The 20,265-nt window shown below is 30.1% G+C and carries 20 protein-coding genes, 1 tRNA gene and 1 pseudogene; 12 read left to right on the top strand and 10 right to left on the bottom strand.

Features of this window, described 5'->3' with window-relative positions; translation table 11 throughout:
- Window positions 1-26 precede the first annotated feature (26 nt).
- From AJN69_RS07685 to AJN69_RS07665, 5 genes are read right to left on the bottom strand one after another with little or no spacing between them, the layout of a single operon-like run.
- Window positions 27-647 (bottom strand): HAD family hydrolase, encoded by a 621-nt coding sequence (locus tag AJN69_RS07685; protein ID WP_070288321.1) that lies wholly within the window; start codon window positions 645-647, stop codon window positions 27-29.
- Window positions 644-976: a hypothetical protein gene (locus tag AJN69_RS07680; protein WP_002853180.1), complete on the bottom strand. Its 333-nt coding sequence runs from the start codon at window positions 974-976 to the stop codon at window positions 644-646. Before AJN69_RS07680 ends, AJN69_RS07685 begins: the two co-directional genes overlap by 4 nt.
- A gap of 9 nt (window positions 977-985) precedes the next feature.
- Window positions 986-2,611, bottom strand: coding sequence for a cation:proton antiporter (locus tag AJN69_RS07675; protein WP_044780098.1), 1,626 nt, complete (start codon window positions 2,609-2,611; stop codon window positions 986-988).
- A 6-nt stretch (window positions 2,612-2,617) separates the two neighbouring features.
- Window positions 2,618-2,992, bottom strand: coding sequence for a heat shock transcriptional regulator HspR (gene hspR / locus AJN69_RS07670; RefSeq protein WP_002861924.1), 375 nt, complete (start codon window positions 2,990-2,992; stop codon window positions 2,618-2,620).
- A gap of 15 nt (window positions 2,993-3,007) precedes the next feature.
- On the bottom strand, window positions 3,008-3,901 hold the full coding sequence (locus tag AJN69_RS07665; protein WP_002859296.1) for a DnaJ family protein: 894 nt from the start codon (window positions 3,899-3,901) through the stop codon (window positions 3,008-3,010).
- Between the two features lie 199 nt (window positions 3,902-4,100).
- Here AJN69_RS07665 and htrA point away from each other — a divergent pair, with 199 nt between their 5' ends.
- From htrA to AJN69_RS07645, 4 genes are all read left to right on the top strand, one after another.
- Entirely contained in the window at window positions 4,101-5,519 is a 1,419-nt protein-coding gene (gene htrA / locus AJN69_RS07660; RefSeq protein ID WP_070275082.1) for a serine protease HtrA, read from the top strand.
- Window positions 5,520-5,594: 75 nt separating this feature from the next.
- Window positions 5,595-6,269 carry a response regulator transcription factor gene (locus AJN69_RS07655; protein ID WP_002777451.1) on the top strand — a complete coding sequence of 225 codons (675 nt, stop codon included), beginning with the start codon at window positions 5,595-5,597 and terminating at the stop codon, window positions 6,267-6,269.
- On the top strand, window positions 6,266-7,513 hold the full coding sequence (locus tag AJN69_RS07650) for an ArsS family sensor histidine kinase (RefSeq protein WP_044779058.1): 1,248 nt from the start codon (window positions 6,266-6,268) through the stop codon (window positions 7,511-7,513). The genes AJN69_RS07655 and AJN69_RS07650 overlap by 4 nt, the downstream gene beginning before the upstream one ends.
- Before the next feature lie 91 nt (window positions 7,514-7,604).
- Window positions 7,605-7,679, top strand: a tRNA-Asn gene (locus tag AJN69_RS07645).
- A gap of 219 nt (window positions 7,680-7,898) precedes the next feature.
- Here the strand turns inward: AJN69_RS07645 and AJN69_RS10410 are convergent.
- Together AJN69_RS10410 and AJN69_RS07635 are read right to left on the bottom strand one after the other, a co-directional pair.
- A pseudogene (locus tag AJN69_RS10410) lies at window positions 7,899-8,138 on the bottom strand (ribbon-helix-helix domain-containing protein); the annotation flags it as partial.
- A gap of 10 nt (window positions 8,139-8,148) precedes the next feature.
- Window positions 8,149-8,748 carry a bacteriohemerythrin gene (locus AJN69_RS07635; protein ID WP_002861919.1) on the bottom strand — a complete coding sequence of 200 codons (600 nt, stop codon included), beginning with the start codon at window positions 8,746-8,748 and terminating at the stop codon, window positions 8,149-8,151.
- A gap of 148 nt (window positions 8,749-8,896) precedes the next feature.
- Here AJN69_RS07635 and dccR point away from each other — a divergent pair, with 148 nt between their 5' ends.
- Together dccR and dccS are read left to right on the top strand one after the other, a co-directional pair.
- Window positions 8,897-9,562, top strand: coding sequence for a two-component system response regulator DccR (gene dccR, locus AJN69_RS07630; protein WP_002880590.1), 666 nt, complete (start codon window positions 8,897-8,899; stop codon window positions 9,560-9,562).
- On the top strand, window positions 9,555-10,745 hold the full coding sequence (gene dccS / locus AJN69_RS07625; protein ID WP_002880589.1) for a two-component system sensor histidine kinase DccS: 1,191 nt from the start codon (window positions 9,555-9,557) through the stop codon (window positions 10,743-10,745). Before dccR ends, dccS begins: the two co-directional genes overlap by 8 nt.
- A 42-nt stretch (window positions 10,746-10,787) precedes the next feature.
- On the opposite strand, the gene groL is transcribed toward dccS, so the two are convergent.
- Together groL and groES are read right to left on the bottom strand one after the other, a co-directional pair.
- On the bottom strand, window positions 10,788-12,425 hold the full coding sequence (groL, locus tag AJN69_RS07620) for a chaperonin GroEL (RefSeq protein WP_002853460.1): 1,638 nt from the start codon (window positions 12,423-12,425) through the stop codon (window positions 10,788-10,790).
- A gap of 19 nt (window positions 12,426-12,444) precedes the next feature.
- Window positions 12,445-12,705, bottom strand: coding sequence for a co-chaperone GroES (groES, locus tag AJN69_RS07615; protein WP_002825273.1), 261 nt, complete (start codon window positions 12,703-12,705; stop codon window positions 12,445-12,447).
- A gap of 161 nt (window positions 12,706-12,866) precedes the next feature.
- Here groES and AJN69_RS07610 point away from each other — a divergent pair, with 161 nt between their 5' ends.
- Genes AJN69_RS07610 through AJN69_RS07595 form a run of 4 tightly spaced genes read left to right on the top strand, consistent with a single transcriptional unit; the run spans window position 12,867 to window position 16,876 of the window.
- Entirely contained in the window at window positions 12,867-15,407 is a 2,541-nt protein-coding gene (locus tag AJN69_RS07610) for a hypothetical protein (RefSeq protein ID WP_070288319.1), read from the top strand.
- An 8-nt stretch (window positions 15,408-15,415) separates the two neighbouring features.
- The gene (locus AJN69_RS07605; RefSeq protein ID WP_002880586.1) at window positions 15,416-16,027 is read left to right on the top strand and encodes a riboflavin synthase; all 612 of its coding nucleotides are present in this window, start codon (window positions 15,416-15,418) and stop codon (window positions 16,025-16,027) included.
- Window positions 15,991-16,671, top strand: a complete 681-nt coding sequence (locus tag AJN69_RS07600) for a polyphenol oxidase family protein (RefSeq protein WP_002880585.1) — start codon at window positions 15,991-15,993, stop codon at window positions 16,669-16,671. Before AJN69_RS07605 ends, AJN69_RS07600 begins: the two co-directional genes overlap by 37 nt.
- Before the next feature lies 1 nt (window position 16,672).
- Complete coding sequence (locus tag AJN69_RS07595) at window positions 16,673-16,876, top strand: hypothetical protein (RefSeq protein ID WP_002853612.1); 204 nt, start codon at window positions 16,673-16,675, stop codon at window positions 16,874-16,876.
- On the opposite strand, the gene AJN69_RS07590 is transcribed toward AJN69_RS07595, so the two are convergent.
- The gene (locus tag AJN69_RS07590; protein WP_002852845.1) at window positions 16,873-18,033 is read right to left on the bottom strand and encodes a M23 family metallopeptidase; all 1,161 of its coding nucleotides are present in this window, start codon (window positions 18,031-18,033) and stop codon (window positions 16,873-16,875) included. The two genes, AJN69_RS07595 and AJN69_RS07590, sit on opposite strands and share 4 nt — an antisense overlap.
- 121 nt (window positions 18,034-18,154) lie before the next feature.
- Here AJN69_RS07590 and AJN69_RS07585 point away from each other — a divergent pair, with 121 nt between their 5' ends.
- Together AJN69_RS07585 and AJN69_RS07580 are read left to right on the top strand one after the other, a co-directional pair.
- Window positions 18,155-18,880 (top strand): plasminogen-binding N-terminal domain-containing protein, encoded by a 726-nt coding sequence (locus AJN69_RS07585; protein WP_002880584.1) that lies wholly within the window; start codon window positions 18,155-18,157, stop codon window positions 18,878-18,880.
- Between the two features lie 2 nt (window positions 18,881-18,882).
- Window positions 18,883-20,265, top strand: coding sequence for an FAD-linked oxidase C-terminal domain-containing protein (locus AJN69_RS07580; RefSeq protein ID WP_070288317.1), 1,383 nt, complete (start codon window positions 18,883-18,885; stop codon window positions 20,263-20,265).

Here is a 20,265-nt window from a genome sequence, read left to right as displayed (position 1 = left end):
TTTTAACTAAAATTTCATTAAAAAACTTATAAATACTTTTGCAAAAAGCCTTTAAGTTCACTAGAGTTGCTAAATTCATTTTCTTTTAAATCTTTTTGATACCATTTGGCATGAAAATAAGGCAAATTGGCATTTTTAGCACATTCTTTATCTTTTTGACTATCTCCTATAAAAACGCTTGTTTTATGTGGAGCCTCGCTTTTTAAAAGCTCTAGCATCATAGGATGAGGTTTGGGTTCTATGCCTAAACTTATGCCTAAAATTTTATCAAAATAAGGAATGATATCGTGTTTTTTAAGTATACTTGAAAGTGAGCTTTGAGGGGCGTTAGTAGCAATAGCTAAAAAACAATTTTTGCTTTTTAAAAATTCTAAAAGTTCTTTCACTCCTTCAAAAAGCACCACGCTTTGTTCATAGTGTTTGACAAAATATTTTTCATAGCCTTCTTTAAAACTAGAATGATGGAAATTTTCTATATTATAAAGTTCTTTTGCCCAGTCAATATTGGGAGTATTGATGGTTTGCATAATGATTTCTCTTGAAAGTGGGGCTAGGTTTAAATCCTGCCTTATTTCATTAACTGCACAAGAAATGGCATTTGCACTATCGATTAAAGTTCCATCCATATCAAAAAATACATTAATCATTCATAATCCTTTAAATAATTTTTATGTTTTTCTTTTTTCTCACCTTGTTTTTTTTGCTTATCTAAAGCATTGGCAAGATTTAAAAGTTCGCTTTTTTCTTTGGAAAAATCTAAACAAGCATTGACAAAAAATTCAAGATTTTTTGCATAGGTTGAGTTAAGATTTACTGCGGGATTTTTTTCAAAAAATTTAGCATTTTTTAACATTCTTTCTTCAAATTTAGTTTTATCAAAATCTTCTTTTTTAAGCGCAGATATGGCGCCATTGAAAAATTTTTCAAGATTTCTTAGGTATTTTACACGTAAGGCTTTTTCTTCATTTTTTGTCAAAATTCTTCCTTAGGTATTTTTATGAATGCGACATTCTAGCGCTTCTTGAACTAAATTTCTAGCGATTACTTTTTCAGAGCGAATGATGCGTATATTTTCATCTATGCTTGAAAAAAGCATCTTTTTCAAAGTTCCATTTACATGAATGATGGTGTCTATAGGTTTTGGATAATTAGCTAGTACTTGACATAAAATTTCAAGTTTAGCTTCATTTGTAACTGTGATAATAGCTACGGCACATTCTTCTATATTGGCAATTTTTAAGGTTTCTTCTTGAGCAGCATTAGCAAAAACGACATTTTCGCCTCGACTAACTCCAAGTTCTACTAAATTTAAATCACTTTCTAAAACTAGGTAAGGCACACCTGAGTTTTTGATTTTTTGAACGACTTCTTGACCTAAACGTCCGTAGCCAAAAACAACAAGATGATTTTTAAGCTTGATATTGCTGTCAATATTTTGCACAGCGTTGGTATTAAGCGCTATATCTTCTACAACATTGGTAATTTTTCTTATATTGTTTAAAATAAAAGGCGTGATAATCATGGTTAAAATAGAAACAACAATTAAAATTTGTGAAGTTTTGATATCAAGCATGTTTTTTGCTTGCAAAAGAGAAAAAATTGCTAGGGCAAATTCGCCAATTTGCGCTATGGCAAAAGCTGTTTTAAGCGCTACTCTTTTTTTGGTGTAAAGAAATAAAAAGCCAAAAACTATGCCAAATTTTAAAGCCATTACAAGAAGGGTTAAAACTATGATTAAAAACCAATTTTGCGCCACTACATCAAGTTGAATTTGCATGCCTACAGTTATGAAAAAAAGCCCTAAAAGCAAATCTCTAAATGGGATCAAGTCCGCTTCTATTTTGTGTTTATATTTTGTTTCTGCTATCAAAGCACCTGCTATAAAAGCACCCAAAGAATAAGAAAATCCAAAATAATTTGCTAAAAAACTTGCTCCAATAACCATAAATAAAACAGTACTAATAAAAATTTCTTGAGAAGAAGTGTGAATAATGAGTCTAAAAATTCTATCCACTAGATATTTACCTATGAAAAATAATAAAGTGATTAAAATAAGTGCTGAAATTAAAGTGGTAAAAAGGAGTTTTTCTATGTTTTGATTGTTGGATGAAAAAATATCTACAAGTAAAAGCAAAGGAATAACGGCTATATCTTGAAAAAGCAAAATTCCCAATGCTTTTCTGCCATATTGCTCATTTATATCGCCATTATCATTTAAAATTTTAAGCACCACTGCGGTTGAAGAAAGTGCTAGTGCAAAGCCTACTATGGTAGCGCTTTTATCTCCAAGTCCTAAAATTCCTATAGCAAGTAGCATAAAAACAAAGCCACAAGTAAGCATCTGCAAAGAGCCGTTTAAAAAAACTTCTTGTTTCATTGCCATTAAATGCTTAAAAGAAAATTCAAGCCCTATGGTAAACATTAAAAACACTATACCAAATTCGGCTATATGGGTGATTTCGCCTTTGCCACTTAAATGATAAATTTCAGAAATGATTTCTCCAGCAGCTATATATCCAATGATAGTTGGAATTTCAAATTTTTTAAATATGACATTTAAAACTATAGCTATAGCAACGGTGATTAAAAAAATTTCTAAAAAATTATCCATTATTTTTTATTTTTTCTCATAAAAAATCAAATCAAAGCTATTTTTATGCTTGACAACGGCTTTACTAGCCGCTTCTTTATCTTGTTGTTTGCTTAATTCTAAGCGTAGTTCATCAATTAAATTTTCAAATTCGTGAAGTTGGTTTTTCAATTTTAAGATAACATCTACTCCAGCAAGATTGATTCCCATGTCTCTTGTTAAACGCAATATAAGTTTAATACGGTCAATATCCCTTTGAGAATAAAGTCTTATTTTGCCATCGGTTCTACTTGGCTCTATCAATCCTTCTCTTTCGTATTGCCTTAAGGTTTGTGGATGTATGCTTAAAACTTTAGCCACAACACTGATTAAATATACAGGTTCATCATAATGGTGTTCCATATTTTATTCCTTTCTTTAAGGTAATTTTTCTTTTAAGAGTTCTATAAATTTTTCATCAAGAGTATCTAAATTTGGCAAAACAACATTTAAAATCAAATACATATCCCCATAAATATCACTTTTTCTATTTTGCACCCCATAACCTTTTAAACGAATTTTTTGGTTATTTTTTGAATTAGGTGTTATGTTAATTGTCGCTTCTTCCTTGCCTTCTTTGAGTGTTTTTATATTTATTTTTCCACCAAAAAGTGCAGTTTTTAAAGAAATATCAACCTTTTGATATAAATCATCATCTTCTCTTGTGTAAATAGGACTTTCTTCTATTTTTACAATAATGATTAAATCGCCTCTAGCTCCATTTCTGCTTTGTTTTCCTTTAGAGCGAATTCTTAGTTTCTCGCCTTCTTTTATACCGTGTGGAATTTTAAATTTAATGGTTTCGCCTTGAAAATTAAAACTATGTTCCCCGCCTTTAACAGCTTTTTCAAAAGGAATGTGAAGCTCTAGATTGCTGTCTAAATTTTCTTCTTCAAAACCTCCAAATCCTCCAAAACCACTGCTAAAGCCTTTTGAAGAAAAGCCGTTAAAACCCCCTCTTGAGCGTCCACCAAAGCCTCCTCCAAAGAGATCTTTTAAAATATCGTCTAAATTTACCCCACCAGTATTTCTTGAAAAATCATGAAAACTTTGTCCACCAAACATAGAATCGCCGTATTGGTCATACTGAGCTCGTTTTTTTTCGTCACTTAAAATTTCATAAGCAGCATTAATTTCTTTAAATTTTTCTTCTGCACCTTTTTCTTTGTTGATATCAGGATGGTATTTTCTAGCTAGGCGACGGTAAGCTTTTTTTATTTCATCTGCACTAGCGTTTTTGCTAACTCCAAGAGTTTCGTATAAACTATTCATGTTATATTTCCTTAAAAATTTTTACTTGATTATATAAAGGATTAAATTATAACATAAACTTTAGCCTAAGTCAATCAAGTTTTATAAATTTTTATCACTCAAGGTTTTATTTACAATTTTGTAAATTTTCGGTTTTATACTATGAAGACAGTAAAATATTTTACGAGATAATTTATCTTTAAGAATAAAAGGAAATGAAATGAAAAAGATTTTTTTATCATTAAGTTTAGCGAGTGCTTTATTTGCTGCAAGTATTAATTTTAACGAATCAACTACAACGGCTAATCGTGTAAACCCTGCTGCTGGAAATGCAGTGCTTTCTTATCATGATTCTATTAAAGATGCAAAAAAATCAGTGGTTAATATTTCTACCTCAAAAACTATTACAAGAGCGAATCGTCCAAGCCCTTTGGATGATTTTTTTAATGATCCTTATTTTAAACAATTTTTTGATTTTGATTTTCCTCAAAGAAAAGGAAAAAATGATAAAGAAGTGGTGAGTTCTTTGGGATCAGGGGTGATTATTTCAAAAGATGGTTATATAGTAACAAATAATCACGTTGTAGATGATGCTGATACAATTACAGTAAATTTACCAGGAAGTGATACAGAATATAAAGCAAAACTTATAGGTAAAGATCCAAAAACAGATTTGGCTGTTATAAAAATAGAGGCTAATAATCTTTCAGCTATTACTTTTACAAATTCTGATGATTTAATGGAAGGAGATGTTGTTTTTGCACTTGGAAATCCTTTTGGAGTCGGTTTTAGTGTTACAAGTGGGATAATATCTGCTTTAAATAAAGACAATATAGGTTTAAATCAATATGAAAATTTTATACAAACAGATGCTTCTATTAATCCGGGAAATTCAGGTGGAGCTTTGGTGGATAGTCGTGGATATTTAGTAGGTATTAATTCAGCTATTCTTTCTCGTGGCGGTGGAAATAATGGCATAGGTTTTGCTATACCTTCAAATATGGTTAAAGATATAGCTAAAAAACTTATTGAAAAAGGCAAGATTGATAGAGGATTTTTAGGTGTGACTATTTCAGCTTTGCAAGGTGATACTAAAAAAGCTTACAAAAATCAAGAAGGAGCTTTAATTACTGATGTTCAAAAAGGTTCAAGTGCTGATGAAGCAGGGCTTAAGCGTGGAGATTTAGTTACTAAAGTTAATGATAAGGTTATAAAAAGTCCTATTGATCTTAAAAATTATATAGGAACTTTAGAGATTGGTCAAAAAATTTCATTAAGTTACGAAAGAGATGGAGAAAATAAGCAAGCAAATTTTACTCTTAAAGGTGAAAAAGAAAATCCTAAAGGCGTACAAAGCGATTTGATTGATGGTTTGAGTTTGAGAAATTTAGATCCAAGACTTAAGGATCGTTTGCAAATTCCAAAAGATGTTAATGGTGTTTTGGTGGATAGTGTTAAAGAAAAGAGCAAAGGAAAAAATTCTGGTTTCCAAGAGGGTGATATTATCATAGGTGTTGGACAAAGTGAAATTAGAAATTTAAAAGATTTAGAACAAGCTTTAAAACAAGTTAATAAAAAAGAATTTACTAAAGTTTGGGTATATCGCAATGGTTTTGCGACTTTGCTTGTGCTTAAATAAAAATAACGGAAGGATTTTCCTTTCGTTATAAATTTTAGTTTAAAATTAAAATTAAGTTTAAAATAAAGGAAAACTATGACAAATATTCTTATGATAGAAGACGATTTAGAATTAGCAGAAATTACAGCTGAATATTTGGAAAAATTTGATATGAAAGTTGATATAGCTCATGAGCCTTATATAGGTCTTTCTAAGCTTGCATTAAAAGAATATCAGCTTATCATTTTAGACCTTTCTTTGCCAGGGCTTGATGGGCTCGAAGTGTGTGAAGAGATTCGTAAAAAGTATGATACACCTATTATTATTTCAAGTGCAAGACATGATATTACAGATAAGGTTAATGCTTTAGAGCTTGGAGCAGATGATTATCTACCAAAACCTTATAATCCAAAAGAATTACAAGCACGTATTAAAAGTCATTTAAGACGTATTTCAAATACAAAAAGCGCCATAGCAAAAAGTGTAAAAGATCTTGTTTATGATCAATATAAGCATATTATTACCATGAAAGGACAAGAGCTTACTTTAACTAATGCTGAATTTGATATTCTAAGCTATTTGATTAAAAAAGAGGGTGGAGTGGTAAGTCGTGAAGAGCTTGTTTATAATTGTTCTTCTATTAGTGAGGATTCTAGCAATAAAAGTATAGACGTTATTATTAGTAGAATTCGTCAAAAGATGGGAGATGATCCAAAAACTCCAAAATATATTCACTCTATACGTGGAATAGGTTATAAGCTTACTCAATGAATAAATCTTCGATTTTTTATACTATAACTTTTATTTTTATTTTTGCTGGGGTTAGTGTTATACTAGGCTTTTTGTGGCTTATAGAATACGATCAGCAAAATTATACTAGAGAATTAAATACAAAATATTCTTTAATAGCTAATGCAAGGCTCTTAAATTTTGCAGGAGTTATCAGCGAAAAAGAATTTGAAGAGCAGACAAAAAATTATAATAAAATGGATGAGATAACAGAAGCAAAGCAGATCCGTAAAATTCTTTTTAGAGGTGATGTTTTAGCTAGGGTTGAGGTTAATAATGGCTTAATCGAGATTATTTCTTATAATAGACAGGTGTATTTAAATATTATTTATGATGGAAAGGTTTATCTTTATAAGGATCAAGATTATCAAACCTATAGGTATTTTATTATCAAAGCTATAGCTGTAGCTATGATTTGTATTCTTGTATTGCTTTATATTTATATATTTAAAAAATTAAAACCACTCAAAAGACTTAAAAAACAAATTGATAAATTTGCCCAAGGAAAGCTTAGTGATATAGAAGATGTAAGCACTGGGGTGGATGAAATTTCACAAGTAAGTGAAGCTTTTTATCAAGCCATTGTTCAAATTCGAAAGCTAAACCAATCTCGTCAGTTTTTTTTAAGAAATATTATGCATGAACTCAAAACTCCTATTACTAAAGGGCTCTTAACGTTAGAAATGATAGAAGATAATAAATATAAAGAGCGCTTAAATGGGGTTTTTACTAGACTTGAAATTTTAATTAATGAATTTGCTGCTATTGAGCAAATTACTTCAGGGGCTGCTTTTATAAATAGAAAAAAATACAATATTTTAGATGTTTTAGATGAAGCCAAAGAAATTGCAATGCGAGATGATAGCAATATACGTATTTTTATGGAAGAAAGTTTTTTTGTAAATGTGGATTTTAAACTTTTTACTACAGCGATTAAAAATATGATAGATAATGGTATTAAACATTCTGAAGATGGGTTTGTGCAAATTGATATTATAGATGATTATATTTGTTTTAAAAATCGTGGTCCTGAGCTTAACAATACTTTAGAATATTATACTCAAGCTTTTACTCAAGGATCAAAACAAAAATCAAGTTTTGGATTAGGGCTTTATATTGTAAATACTATTTTAGAAACACATGGAATGAAGCTTGATTATTTATATGAAGATGGGGTAAATTTGTTTTATTTTAGAAATTTAAAAAGTGTTATTGTTAAGGAGTAAATTAGTTTTTTGCATAAAAAATGCATTTTTGTGTAAAAACCCTTGACAAAGTTTTTTAATTTCACTATAATTACATTTTACTTTTAAATATTCCGGATTAGCTCAGCGGTAGAGTAGTCGGCTGTTAACCGATTGGTCGTAGGTTCGAATCCTACATCCGGAGCCACTTTTTAACTCCATTTTTAATATTCGTAAATGTATTTTAACATAAAAAATTAATAAGTCTTTATCACAAAAAATTGTGATAAAGTTTTTATTTTGTTTGTTTAAGATTTTTGACAATTTTATCTATTTTTTTACTTGCCTTTTGATAATCCCCATCTTTAAGTTCTTCTAAAGCTTCAATAGCAAAATCAAAATCACCAAGTTCGTTATCATTAGAATTTTCTTGAAGATTTTTGACAATTTTATCTATTTTTTTACTTGCCTTTTGATAATCCCCATCTTTAAGTTCTTCTAGGGCATTAACAGCAAAAGAAAAATCTTCAACTTCATTAAGATAAGCTTCTATAGCTTCTTTTATTATAGCTGATTTTGGCTTAGAAAGATTTTTACTTAAATTATCCAAACGCTCCTTAAGCTCTAAAGGCATTCTAAAAGAATAAGTTTTTACATTGTGTTTCATTTTATCCTCCTTAAGAATGTTTTTTGTAAAATTTTATAATTTGCTTACAAGTTTTGCAGGTAAATTTGTGACCTTGTAGTTCTATTTTTTGATGAATGTTATAAGGAACATCGTGAATTTTACCAGGACAATTACAGATATAAAGATAAAATTGTGGATGCTCATTATCTTCATCTTCTGCTGCTTCAAAGCTAATATCACTGCCATCATCTGTAGATAAAGAAGAACTTCTCCATTTTTCAACTTTCATGTCTTCGTATAGTATGTGTTCTAAAAGCCACTTTTTAGCCACTATATAAAGTTTTTCTTTAAGATCATTGGTTGATTTGATATCTTTGATTAAATTAATCATGGTTTGGATGATTTCTTTATGTATTTTTCGATGTTCTTCTAAATTTGGATAGCCTATTAGCTGCATGTATTTTTCTTCATCATTAAAGTGATCTTTCATATAATTAAAAAATTCAGCCAAAAGTTCTTTGACTTCATTTTTACTTACAGATCTATCTGATACAACTTCAACTTTTGCAGCAAGTTCAAAAAGCTTTTTATGTTGCTCGTCAATTTTAGCATTGTGCACACTATAGCTATTATCCCATTTTGGAAGCATTTTAACTCCTTAAGGAAAAATTTATTTATATAAAAGGATTATAGATAAAAATAAATTAAATAAAAATGAAATTTTATTAAATAATTGATAGGAATTTTGATACAATGATATATATTTTAAGAGATTTGAAATTAGAAAGATTTAAATTATGGCTGCTAAAATTTTACTTTTAGAAGATGATTTGAGTTTGAGTGAGATCATTGAAGAGTTTTTAAATGATGAAGGATATGAAGTATTTTTATGCAATAATGCGCAAGAAGCTTTAGATATAGCTTATGAAAGATATTTTGATCTTTGGATTTTAGATGTAAAAGTTCCTTTAGGAGATGGATTTTCATTGCTTAAAGAATTAAGAAAAAGCGGAAAGCAAACCCCAGCAATTTTCATGACTTCTTTAAACACAACAAACGATTTAAAACAAGGCTTTGATGCAGGTTGTGATGATTATATAAAAAAACCTTTTGAACTTACCGAGTTATCTATTAGGGTTAAAGCTTTGCTTAAAAGAGCTTTTTCACATAAAAATGAAGATTTTGAAGATTTAGGGGATGGATTTAGATTTGAATTTACTACACAAATTCTTTACTATAATAATAAAGCCTTGACTTTACCGAGTAAAGAAATTAAGCTTTTGTCTTTATTACTTAAAAATAAAAACAACTTTTTAAGCACAGAGAGAATTTTTGAAGAACTCTGGGATTATGATGAAGAGCCTAGTGAGCTAAGTTTAAGGGCTTATGTGAAAAATTTACGTAAAATTTTAGGAAAAGAAAAAATTATAAATCAAAGAGGCAGGGGATATTGCTATGGCTAAAAAAGTCATTAGGCAAATTTTATTAATCTACCTAACAACTACAGGTATTTTTTTAACTATTTTTTTTGCATTATGGTATCAAAAATTATATGAAGAATTGGTTGTTTTAAAGGGTGCCACTTTGAGAGAAAATCATAGAAATATTGTTATAAGCATCTTAAATTCTCGTTTTACCCCTATAGATATAAGTGCAAAAAATATTGCTCAAAGCACAGCATTAAAATTTGCTATATTTGATGCTAAAAAGATTGTTTTTAGTAATATAGATTTTGATTTAAGAAAGGCAAAGATAGAGCTTAAAGGTAGAGGTATTTGTGATAATAAGGTTTTTTTTCTTGCTCCTATGAGTGCAGATCATTATTTTTTAAGACATTCTAGCAATGAAGAAGTAAATACTAACGATGGTTTGCAAATTTTAATACAGGGTGAAGATGTTGGTAAAGATCTTTTTTGGATTAGAACGAAAGTTTTTGGTTTTGCTATTATGGCTTTTTTCATATTGGGCTTAATATCTTATATTCTAGTAAAAATTGCTCTAAAGCCTTTAGAGGATAAAATCAGCACACTAAATCGTTTTATTAAAGATTCAACTCATGAACTCAATACCCCATTAAGTATTATTTTGATGAGTATAGAACAACTTGATCATCAAAATTTAGGAGATAATGCTAAATTTGCAAGGATTAAGCTTGCTGCAAAAAGTTTATCTCAAGTGTATTCTGATCTTGTTTTTTATAATTTTCCTAATACCTTAGAAACAGAAAAACAAAAATTTGATTTAAGAATGCTACTTGAAGAAAGATTGGAATATTTTAAAGTATTTTTTGAGCAAAAAAAAATTACACTAAAGCTTGATTTAAATCAAGCAAATATTTTTGCCCCTAAAAATCAAATTTCTAAATTGATTGATAATCTTATAAGCAATGCTATTAAATACAATAAAAAAGGTGGAGTAATTTCTATAATTTTGAAAGCCAATTTTTTAAGTATTGCGGATACAGGTTGTGGAATTTCAAAGTCAAATTTAAATCAAATTTTTGATAGATATACAAGATTTAATACCGATCAAGGAGGATTTGGTATAGGGCTTTCTTTAGTAAAAAAAGTTTGTGATGATAATGATATTAAGATTATTTGCGAATCTGTAGAAAATCAAGGGAGTGTTTTTAAATTAAATTGGTAATCAGCAAGAATTTTTCTTGCTGATAAGAGGTTAGAGCAGATATTACATCATTCCGCCCATACCACCCATTCCGCCCATACCGCTCATATCCGGCATAGCAGGTTTATCTTCTTTAATTTCACTAATTGTTGCTTCTGTGGTTAAAAGCATACTAGCTACAGAAACTGCATTGAGTAAAGCTACTCTTTCTACTTTAACAGGGTCGATAATTCCACTTTCAAGCATATTAACATATTCACCTTTTGCAGCATCAAATCCTGTGTTTTCATCTTTAGCATTTTCTACGCTATTTACAACCACACCTGCATCAAAGCCTGCATTTTCAGCAATTTGTCTTAAAGGTGCTCTTAAAGCTCTTTCAACGATAGCTGCGCCAATTGCTTCATCACCTTGTAGATCAAGTTTGATTTTAGCTTTTGCTTTGATAAGTGCTGCACCACCACCAATTACTATACCTTCTTCAACTGCTGCTTTAGTAGCACTTAAAGCATCATCAACACGATCTTTTTTCTCTTTCATTTCAGTTTCAGTTGCTGCACCTACTTTAATCACTGCAACACCACCGCTTAATTTTGCAAGTCTTTCTTGTAGTTTTTCTCTGTCATAATCTGAAGTTGTTTCAGCAATTTGTGCTTTGATTTGATTTACTCTTGCATCGATATTTGCTTTTTCACCTGCGCCATTTACTATGGTTGTATTGTCTTTATCGATGATTACGCTAGAAGCTTGTCCAAGATCTTGTATGGTCGCACTTTCAAGAGTTCTTCCAAGTTCTTCAGAAATCACTTCTCCGCCTGTTAAAATTGCTATATCTTCAAGCATAGCTTTTCTTCTATCGCCAAAACCTGGAGCTTTTACGGCTGAAATATTAAGAACACCACGAAGTTTATTTACAACCAAAGTTGCAAGCGCTTCACCTTCAATATCTTCAGCGATAATTAAAAGTGGCTTGCCTGTTTTTTGAATTTGTTCTAAAACCGGTAACAAATCTTTTAAATTTGCAATTTTTTTATCAAAAAGCAGGATATAAGGGCTTGAAAGCTCTACTGTCATTTTTTCTGCATTAGTGATAAAATAAGGGCTTAAATAACCTCTGTCAAATTGCATACCTTCAACTACATTTAATTCATCATTGATTGATTTTGCCTCTTCAACAGTGATAACACCATCTTTGCCCACTTTTTCCATAGCATCAGCGATTAAATTTCCGATTTTTTCATCAGAGTTGGCTGAGATTGTAGCAACTTGTGCAATTTCTTTTTTATCTTTTACTTCGCGAGAAAGTTTTTTAAGTTCGCCTACTATAGCTTCGCAAGCCTTATCCATACCGCGTTTTACTTCAATAGGATTTGCACCTGCTGTGATATTTCTTAAACCTTCTTTGAAAATTGCATGAGCTAAAACCGTTGCAGTAGTTGTTCCATCCCCTGCTTGATCAGCTGTTTTGCTTGCTACTTCTCTTACAAGTGAAGCACCCATATTTTCAAGACTGTCTTTAAGTTCTACTTCTTTAGCAACACTTACGCCATCTTTAGTAATGCTTGGAGCACCAAAGCTTTTTTGGATTAAAACATTGCGTCCTCTTGGCCCCATAGTTACTTTTACCGCGTCATTAAGTTTTTTAACGCCCTCATAAAGTTTATTTCTTGCTTCATCTGAAAAAATAATTTCTTTTGCCATTTTTTATCCTTTTTATAAATTATTTTAAAATTCCTAAGATATCATCTAAATTTAAAACTAAATATTCATTATTATCAAGTTTAATTTCTGTTCCACCGTATTTAGCAAACACGATTTTATCACCATTTGCAATATCAGTGATTTCTTTACTTACTGCCACTACTTCACCCATTAAAGGCTTTTCTTTAGCATTATCTGGTATAATTATGCCTGAGGCTGTTGTTTTGGTTTCTTCAACGCGTTTAACTAGAACACGCTTTCCTAAAGGTTGAAAATTCATTTTTGTCCATCCTTAAAAATATTGATTTTAGCACTCTTTTATTTAGAGTGATAAAATCATACTATAAAAAATGAATTTTGTCAATACTTTAAATTAAAATATTTATAAAAGTTTAGTTTTATAGACTAAAGTTATTTTATAAAATAAACTAAAGGATAAAAATGAAAAAGATTTTTTATGGAGTTATAGCTTTTGTTGTTGTGCTTTTAATTGCTATTTATACCATACTTTTCACAAGTTTTGGTAATAATATAGTGGTAAATATAGCGCAAAAAAAGATCAAAGAAAGTGCGGGATTAGACGTAAATATTACGCATTTTAATTTGCGTTTTTCAAGTCTTAAACTGCAAGCAAATATCGCAAATATGGCAGATTTCAATCTCAAGGGAGCTTTGAGTCCTTTTAAGCTTGGATTTGATTTTGACTATCTTATTTCTTTAAATCAAAATTATGCTAAAAATTTAGGTTTAAATTTAAATCAAAACCTTTCTTTTGGCGGTAAGATTCAAGGTAAAGCAAGTGATTTTACTTTAGATGGAAAAGGTTATTTATTAGGTTCAAATGTACTTTTAAATGCAAGAATGTATAATTACAATCCTATTGCTTTAAATTTAGATGCGCAAAATCTTAAGGTAGAAGAAATACTTCATCTTTTATCTTACCCTAGTTACGCTAAAGGTTTTTTAAATGCTCAAGCAAAAATTTCAGCACAGAATTTAAAACCTGATGGAAATATTATCATAAAACTTGATACAAGTTATATAAACTATGAGGCGATAAAAAAAGATTTTTCTTTAGACTTGCCTTTAAATTCTAATCCTAAAGCAGAAATTTTGGCCAATGTTAAAGAAGATAAGATTTATGCTGTAAGTAAAATTTACAATGATTATCTTAACTTACAAACTCAAAAAACTCTTTATGATATTAGCAAGAATGCTTTAAGTACTGATTTTAATTTAAGTATTCCTTCTCTTGCAAAGCTTGAAAAACTTACAAAAACTAGACTAAATGGTAGTTTGGGTGTGATAGGTCAAACAAGTGTTGTAAATAATGCCTTATCAAGTTTAAATGCTCAAGTTATCGGACTTGGTGGAGAGGTAAAGGCAAGTTTGAAAAATAATAAAATTTTTGCAGATATTAATGAAGTAAGTTTGGAAAAATTATTAGCTCTTGCAGGATATGGAGCTTTGGTTTCTGGAAATTTAAATGCTAAACTTCTAAATGCGGATTTAGATTTTTCTAATTTCGATCTTGAAGCAAAAATAAACAATGCAAAGATTAACACCAATGAGCTTAAAAAAATAGCCAAAATAGAACTTCCAAATACAATTTTTAGTCTTGATACTAAAGCAAATGCAAAAAATAGCAATATTTCTTACAATGCTTTACTTGCTTCAAATTTGCTTAATATTAAAAAACTTCAAGGAACTTATAATTTAAAAAATAGTGAGTTAAATACAGATTTAAATGCTTTTATTGATGACTTGTCTCAGTTTAGTGCTATAGCAGGACAAAAATTACAAGGTAAGGCAGATCTTACTGCAAAAGCTCATATTATAGGCACTCAAATACAAAATTTAAATGCAAATGCAAATTTGGCAGATGGTGTAATCAAGGTTGATTCAAATGGTAAAAAACTTGATTTAAACATTGATAAACTTGATTTATCTAAACTTTTTGTTATAGCAGGTATGCCAAATTATGCCAGTGGGATTGTTAATGCAAAAGTTAATTTAGATAATATCGATTTTAACAACCTTAATGGTAAAGCAAATTTAGAAGCTAAAGGTATATTAAATGCTGCAACTTTAAGTAAAATTTTAAATAAAAATTTTCCAAACAATACAAGTTATGATTTAAATACCAAAATTAATTTTAAAAACAATATCGCTCAATTTGATTCCGTTTTAAATTCATCTTTAGCTGATCTTACAAAACTACAAGGAAGTTTTGATATAGGCAAAATGCTTTTAAATTCGGATTTTAGTCTAAAGATAAATGATTTTTCAAAACTAGGCTTTTTGTTGGATAGAAAACTTAAAGGTAAGGCAGAATTTAATGGAAAGGTAGGTTTTGATAAGAGTTTAAATTTTGTTGTAAATAGTCCAAATTTATTTGAAGGGAAGCTTCAAAGCACACTTAAAAATAACCTTTTGCTTGCTGATTTAAATGGAGTGGATTTAAGTAGTCTAGCTCAAAGTTTGGACTTTATGGATGTTTATCAAGGCAAGGCAGATGTGAAGGCAAATTACAATCTTTTAAGCGAAGAAGGCGAGGTTAATTTGGACATGAAAGAGGGTAAATTAAAACCAAATCTTATTACCAATGCTTTAAAAATTTTAACGCTAAAAGATATTACAAATGATGTTTATCGCACTGTTAATGCTAAAGCTTTGATTAAAAAAGAAAATATCAAACTTGATCTTAATATGCAAGCAGATCGTTCTTATATTTTAGTACAATCAGGAGCTTTAAATTCTAAAAGCGGGGCTTTAAATTTGCCTTTTGATATTAAACTCGATAGAGCCAATTTTAAAGGAAGCATTACAGGAACTACGGAAAACCCTAAAGTAAATTTAAATGCAGGAAGTGTGTTAAATTCTATTAAAAATGTAGTAGGTGGTGGTGTGAGTGATGGTGCTAAAAGTACAGGCGATAAAGTAGATAAAGCGGTAAATAAATTATTAAATAAGATTTTTTAAGGTAAAAAATGTTTAATGGACTCATAAGAGAAATTGCTAAAGTTCAATCTTATCAAAACAATACTTTAAGTTTAAAAGCAAAATATCGCCCAAATCTTGGCGATAGTATAGCTGTGAATGGAGCTTGTTTGAGTGTGACAAAACTTTATAAGGGAGGTTTTGAAGTGGAGCTTTCTCGTGAAAGTCGCACTCATATAGCTATAGAAAATTTAAAAGATAAAGTTCATATAGAATCTGCTTTAAGATACGGTGATAGAATTGATGGACATCTTATGCAAGGACATATTGATTTTATTGGCACACTTGAAAAAATTCAAAAAGATGAAAATGGAGTAGATTTTCATATATCTTTACCTAAAGAAGCTATGAAATTTATGGCAGAAAAAGGAAGTATAGGTGTTGATGGAGTAAGTCTTACTATCAATGAAATTTTAAAAAATGGTATTAGGCTTACTATTATTCCTATTACCTTTAAAGAAACGCTTTTTAAAGACTATCAAGTAGGTAGAAAAATCAACATAGAAAGTGATTTGCTTGCTCGTTATATTTATGCACAATTACAAGGCAAAAACAAAGGATTATCATGGGAAGAAGTGGAAAGAATTTCTTATCTTTATTAGAAAATGATAAAGTCGGTATTTTTTGTGCTTTTGATAAGGATTATAATGTTTTTAGGGCTAAAATTCATAATGAGAATTTATTTTCTCATTTAGGTTTTAAAGACATTGAAAAATGTGTTTTTATGGATCAAATTCACTCTCATAAAGTTATTATTTATGATAAAAATTTAAAAAATCTCAGTTGTGATGGGCTTATAAGTAAGGAAAAAAATACTGCTCTTTGTGTTTTAAGTGCGGATTGTTTGCCTTTAATTTTATATCATGAAAGTGGCATTATAGCAGCTTTGCATTCAGGTAGAAAAGGAAGCTTTGAAAATATCCTAAAAGAATGCGTTGATCAAATTGCTATGCAAAATTCACATTTAGATAAAAATAAATTTCATCTTTTTATCCTGCCTGGAATTTGTGCTAAAAATTATGAAATAGATGGAGAAATTTTAGAATTTGCTAAAAAAGAATTTAAAGAATTTGTTCAAGACGATAAACTTGATTTAAAAGCTTTAGTAAAATTTCAAGCGCAAAATTTAGGCATTGAAAATATTAAAGATTGTGGAATTTGTAGCTTTGATGATGAGAGTTTTTTTTCTTATCGTCGAGATAAAACGACTAAGCGTTTTGTGAGTGTGGTTTATTTAAAGGATTAAAATGTACGAAAGAAAAGATTTAAGAGTGTTAAAAATCATTCAAAAAGCTAGAGAATTTGGCGATGGGGATTTGCTAAATGAAGCTTTGGTGAAACAATTGATTGATGCGGATTTTTGTGAAATTAATGAAAAAGAAAAAGAAGAGCTTGCAACTCTTCTAAATTCTTTAATCAATGCAAAAGATAAAGCGTTGTTGAGTAATTAAAATTCTATATAGTTTTCAAAATCTTCTTCTTTTGGAGGATTAGGTTGATTCGAGGCTAGGGCTTCTTTAACAACCTGCTCGTATCCAGCTATGATATGTTTAAAATTCTCTTTCGCTTTTCCACTAAGTTCTGATTTGGCGATTTTTACAACAGATGCAGGATTTATGGCTTTATTATTTAAATATACTCCAAAATGCAAATGAGGACCTGTGCTCATACCTGTTGAACCAACATATGCAATTACTTGTCCTTGATTTACCTTTTGTCCGTTTTTAATTTTTGCAAAACGACTAAGATGAGCATATAAAGTCATATAACCTGAGTCATGCTTGATTTGAATTACATTTCCATAACCACCTTTTGTGCCTATAAAGGTTACTACTCCTTTGCCAGCACTTTTTACAGGAGTTCCAGTAGGTGCAGCATAGTCTATACCAAGATGGGCGCGATAGCGTTTTAATATAGGATGATATCTTGCTGTTGTAAAAGGAGAGGAAATTCTAGTGTAGTTCACAGGTTTTGTAAGTAAAAAAGATTCTAATTCTTTGCCATCGCGATCATAGAATATATCATTATAAGAAAAGACTTCTCTAGCGCTTTTATTGATTTCTACCATTGCCATTTTTATATTTATATCACCCCAAAGTTTACCCATGCGTCTTTTTTGTTCATAATATAGGGTTACTTCATCACCTTTTTGGATATTGCGAAAATTTATACTTCCTCGAAAAGCACGAACCATAGCACGAGCTAAAGTACTGCTACCGCTTTCTTCATAGACATCTTGATAAGCAGAGCTTTTAATGGTTAAATGTAAAATTCTATCTTCTTTTTGATAAGATACAGGAGTAAAAGCAAGAGTGTATTGTCCATCTTTATCTTTATAGATATGAATTTGTAAATCATCACTAATTGGAATTAAAACTTGTTCTATGTTGTTGTTTTCATCTTTTAAAACTTGATATTTTATTTTATAGGCTATATCAGAAGCAAGTTCTTGATCTTCTCTATCAAGTCCATAATAAAGCGACATAGGTATGGAATTTCTTTGTAAGAATTTAAGCAAGGTATCTCCATTATCCCAAGTTAGCTCTTCAACACTTAAAGCTGCAAAACTTTGAACAACAAAAATAAATAAAAGTAATAATTTTTTCATGAGATAACCTTAATTTTTAAAAGAATTTTGAAATTTAAAAGCTATATTTTACTTTATTTTTCTTACAATTGCTTAACAAAAAAGGATTATAATTCTATAAATTTTTATTTAAGGAGCAAATTTGTTTAAAACTATAGTGTGTTTTTTAGCTTTAAACCTTAGCCTCTTTGCGGTTGGATTTGATTTAAAACCTATAAAAAGTGAACTTGTAAAAGTTGATGATATTTATGGTTATATTAAAGACAGTGATGATATAAAGCTTTATTCAAGTGGTGTGGTAATACAGCGCTTTAAAAATTCGCAAAGTATCATAGCTAGGGCAAGTGTCATAGATAAAAAAGATGGTTTAGCGAAATTAGAATTTAGTGTTTTTTCAGCTCTTAAGCAAGATGCTTTGCCTTTGCCAAATGTTTTGCCTGAAGTAGGTGATGAGGTTGTTTTAAATTTTCTTTATGATAGAGGATTGGTAATTGCTCCTGATGAACAAACTTATAATGAACTTGTTAGAGAATTTCCGCAGATATATTTTACCCATATTGACATTTTTGGAGCACAATTAATTAGAACGGCCACTCTTTCTCCTAAGCGTTCAGATTTTAGGCAATTTTGTGATGATAATGCGGTTGGCATTTTGGTTGTGGCTTTGGAAAATCAAGCAGAAGTTGTAGATTGTCAAGATTTTAATAAGCTTTATGAAGTGCCTATAAGCAAGCCAACTAGCGTTCAGGTTCCTTTTTATTCTCGTATAGGTGGATATAAAAGTAATTTTTTTGATTTTAACTCTCAAGAAATAGGAAATTATTATAGGTATTATGATGCTTTGATTAATCTTCCTAAGGTGCAATAAACATGAAAAAAGAATTTGAACAATATTTTAAACGATTTTTAGGAGAAGAAAACGCTTATTTTGATGAAATTCACAAAAGAGCTTATAGCTATGATGCGACAAAAAAACATTATTTACCTGATGGGGTTCTTTTTCCAAGAAATGAAGAAGATATTGCTCAAATTTTAAAATTTTGCAATGAAAATAATATCATAGTCATACCACGAGGCTCAGGATCTGGTTTTACAGGAGGAGCTTTAGCTGTTAATGGCGGTGTGGTGCTTGCTTTTGAAAAGCATATGAATAAAATTTTAGAAATTGATCTTGAAAATTTAGTGGCTGTTGTGCAACCTGGGGTTATTAATATACATTTACAAAAAGAAGTGGCTAAATATGGACTTTTTTACCCACCTGACCCTGCTAGCATGGAGTATTCAAGCTTAGGGGGTAATGTAAGCGAAAATGCTGGGGGAATGAGAGCTGCAAAATATGGCATTACAAAAGATTATGTGATGGCTTTAAGGGCTGTTTTGCCTAGCGGAGAAATCATTCGTGCAGGGAAACGCACTATTAAAGATGTAGCAGGTTATAATTTGGCAGGAATTTTAATCGCTAGTGAAGGTTCTTTGGCAGTTTTAAGTGAGCTTACTTTAAAATTAATACCTTTGCCTAAATTTAAAAAAACTGCTTTTGCTATTTTTCCAAGTGTAAAAAGTGCTATGAATGCGGTTTACAAAAGTCTTGCTAGCGGTGTAAGTCCTGTATCTATGGAATTTTTAGACAATCTTAGCATTAGAGCGGTTGAGAGCAAATTTAATAAAGGTTTGCCTATAGAAGCTGGAGCTATTTTGATTGCTGATGTGGATGGTAATGTTAAAGAGGCTATTGATGAGGATTTAAGAAATTTAGAATATTATTTTTTAGAAGCTGGCGCTAGCAAATTTAAAATAGCAAAAGATGAACAAGAAACCGCAGATATTTGGTTTGCTAGAAGAAATTGTTCTCAAAGCATTGCCATGTATGGAACTTTAAAACTTAATGAAGATATTACAGTTCCGCGTTCTAAACTACCTACTTTGCTTGAAGGTATAGATGAGATTTCTAAAAAATATGGTTTTAAAATTCCTTGTTTTGGACATACAGGGGATGGAAATGTGCATACTAATGTTATGGTTCCTGATAAAAATGATAAAGAGCAGGTGAAAAAAGGCTATGAAGCTGTGGAAGAGATTTTTAAATTAACAGTGAAACTTGGAGGAACTTTAAGCGGAGAGCATGGTATCGGACTCTCTAAGGCACCTTTTATGAATTTAGCTTTTTCTGAAGCCGAAATGAATTTAATGAGAAATATTAAAAAAGCTTTTGATCCAAATAATATACTAAATCCTTTTAAAATGGGACTTTAG

Origin of the sequence: Campylobacter sp. BCW_4338, from assembly GCF_001763255.1 — a bacterium.
Classification (GTDB): domain Bacteria; phylum Campylobacterota; class Campylobacteria; order Campylobacterales; family Campylobacteraceae; genus Campylobacter_D; species Campylobacter_D jejuni.
Note: the sequence above shows the minus strand (reverse complement) of the source record. Positions and strands in the feature narration are given on the sequence as shown.

Bases quoted from the DNA above. Each gene is read 5' to 3' on its own strand.
- hspR (WP_002861924.1), bottom strand. From the start codon at position 2,992: ATGGAACACCATTATGATGAACCTGTATATTTAATCAGTGTTGTGGCT.
- AJN69_RS07605 (WP_002880586.1), top strand. From the start codon at position 15,416: ATGTTTAATGGACTCATAAGAGAAATTGCTAAAGTTCAATCTTATCAA.
- htrA (WP_070275082.1), top strand. From the start codon at position 4,101: ATGAAAAAGATTTTTTTATCATTAAGTTTAGCGAGTGCTTTATTTGCT.
- groES (WP_002825273.1), bottom strand. From the start codon at position 12,705: ATGAATTTTCAACCTTTAGGAAAGCGTGTTCTAGTTAAACGCGTTGAA.
- AJN69_RS07685 (WP_070288321.1), bottom strand. From the start codon at position 647: ATGATTAATGTATTTTTTGATATGGATGGAACTTTAATCGATAGTGCA.
- AJN69_RS07650 (WP_044779058.1), top strand. From the start codon at position 6,266: ATGAATAAATCTTCGATTTTTTATACTATAACTTTTATTTTTATTTTT.
- AJN69_RS07600 (WP_002880585.1), top strand. From the start codon at position 15,991: ATGGGAAGAAGTGGAAAGAATTTCTTATCTTTATTAGAAAATGATAAA.
- AJN69_RS07675 (WP_044780098.1), bottom strand. From the start codon at position 2,611: ATGGATAATTTTTTAGAAATTTTTTTAATCACCGTTGCTATAGCTATA.
- AJN69_RS07665 (WP_002859296.1), bottom strand. From the start codon at position 3,901: ATGAATAGTTTATACGAAACTCTTGGAGTTAGCAAAAACGCTAGTGCA.
- AJN69_RS07610 (WP_070288319.1), top strand. From the start codon at position 12,867: ATGAAAAAGATTTTTTATGGAGTTATAGCTTTTGTTGTTGTGCTTTTA.
- AJN69_RS07635 (WP_002861919.1), bottom strand. From the start codon at position 8,748: ATGCTTCCAAAATGGGATAATAGCTATAGTGTGCACAATGCTAAAATT.
- AJN69_RS07580 (WP_070288317.1), top strand. From the start codon at position 18,883: ATGAAAAAAGAATTTGAACAATATTTTAAACGATTTTTAGGAGAAGAA.
- dccS (WP_002880589.1), top strand. From the start codon at position 9,555: ATGGCTAAAAAAGTCATTAGGCAAATTTTATTAATCTACCTAACAACT.
- dccR (WP_002880590.1), top strand. From the start codon at position 8,897: ATGGCTGCTAAAATTTTACTTTTAGAAGATGATTTGAGTTTGAGTGAG.
- AJN69_RS07590 (WP_002852845.1), bottom strand. From the start codon at position 18,033: ATGAAAAAATTATTACTTTTATTTATTTTTGTTGTTCAAAGTTTTGCA.
- groL (WP_002853460.1), bottom strand. From the start codon at position 12,425: ATGGCAAAAGAAATTATTTTTTCAGATGAAGCAAGAAATAAACTTTAT.
- AJN69_RS07655 (WP_002777451.1), top strand. From the start codon at position 5,595: ATGACAAATATTCTTATGATAGAAGACGATTTAGAATTAGCAGAAATT.
- AJN69_RS07595 (WP_002853612.1), top strand. From the start codon at position 16,673: ATGTACGAAAGAAAAGATTTAAGAGTGTTAAAAATCATTCAAAAAGCT.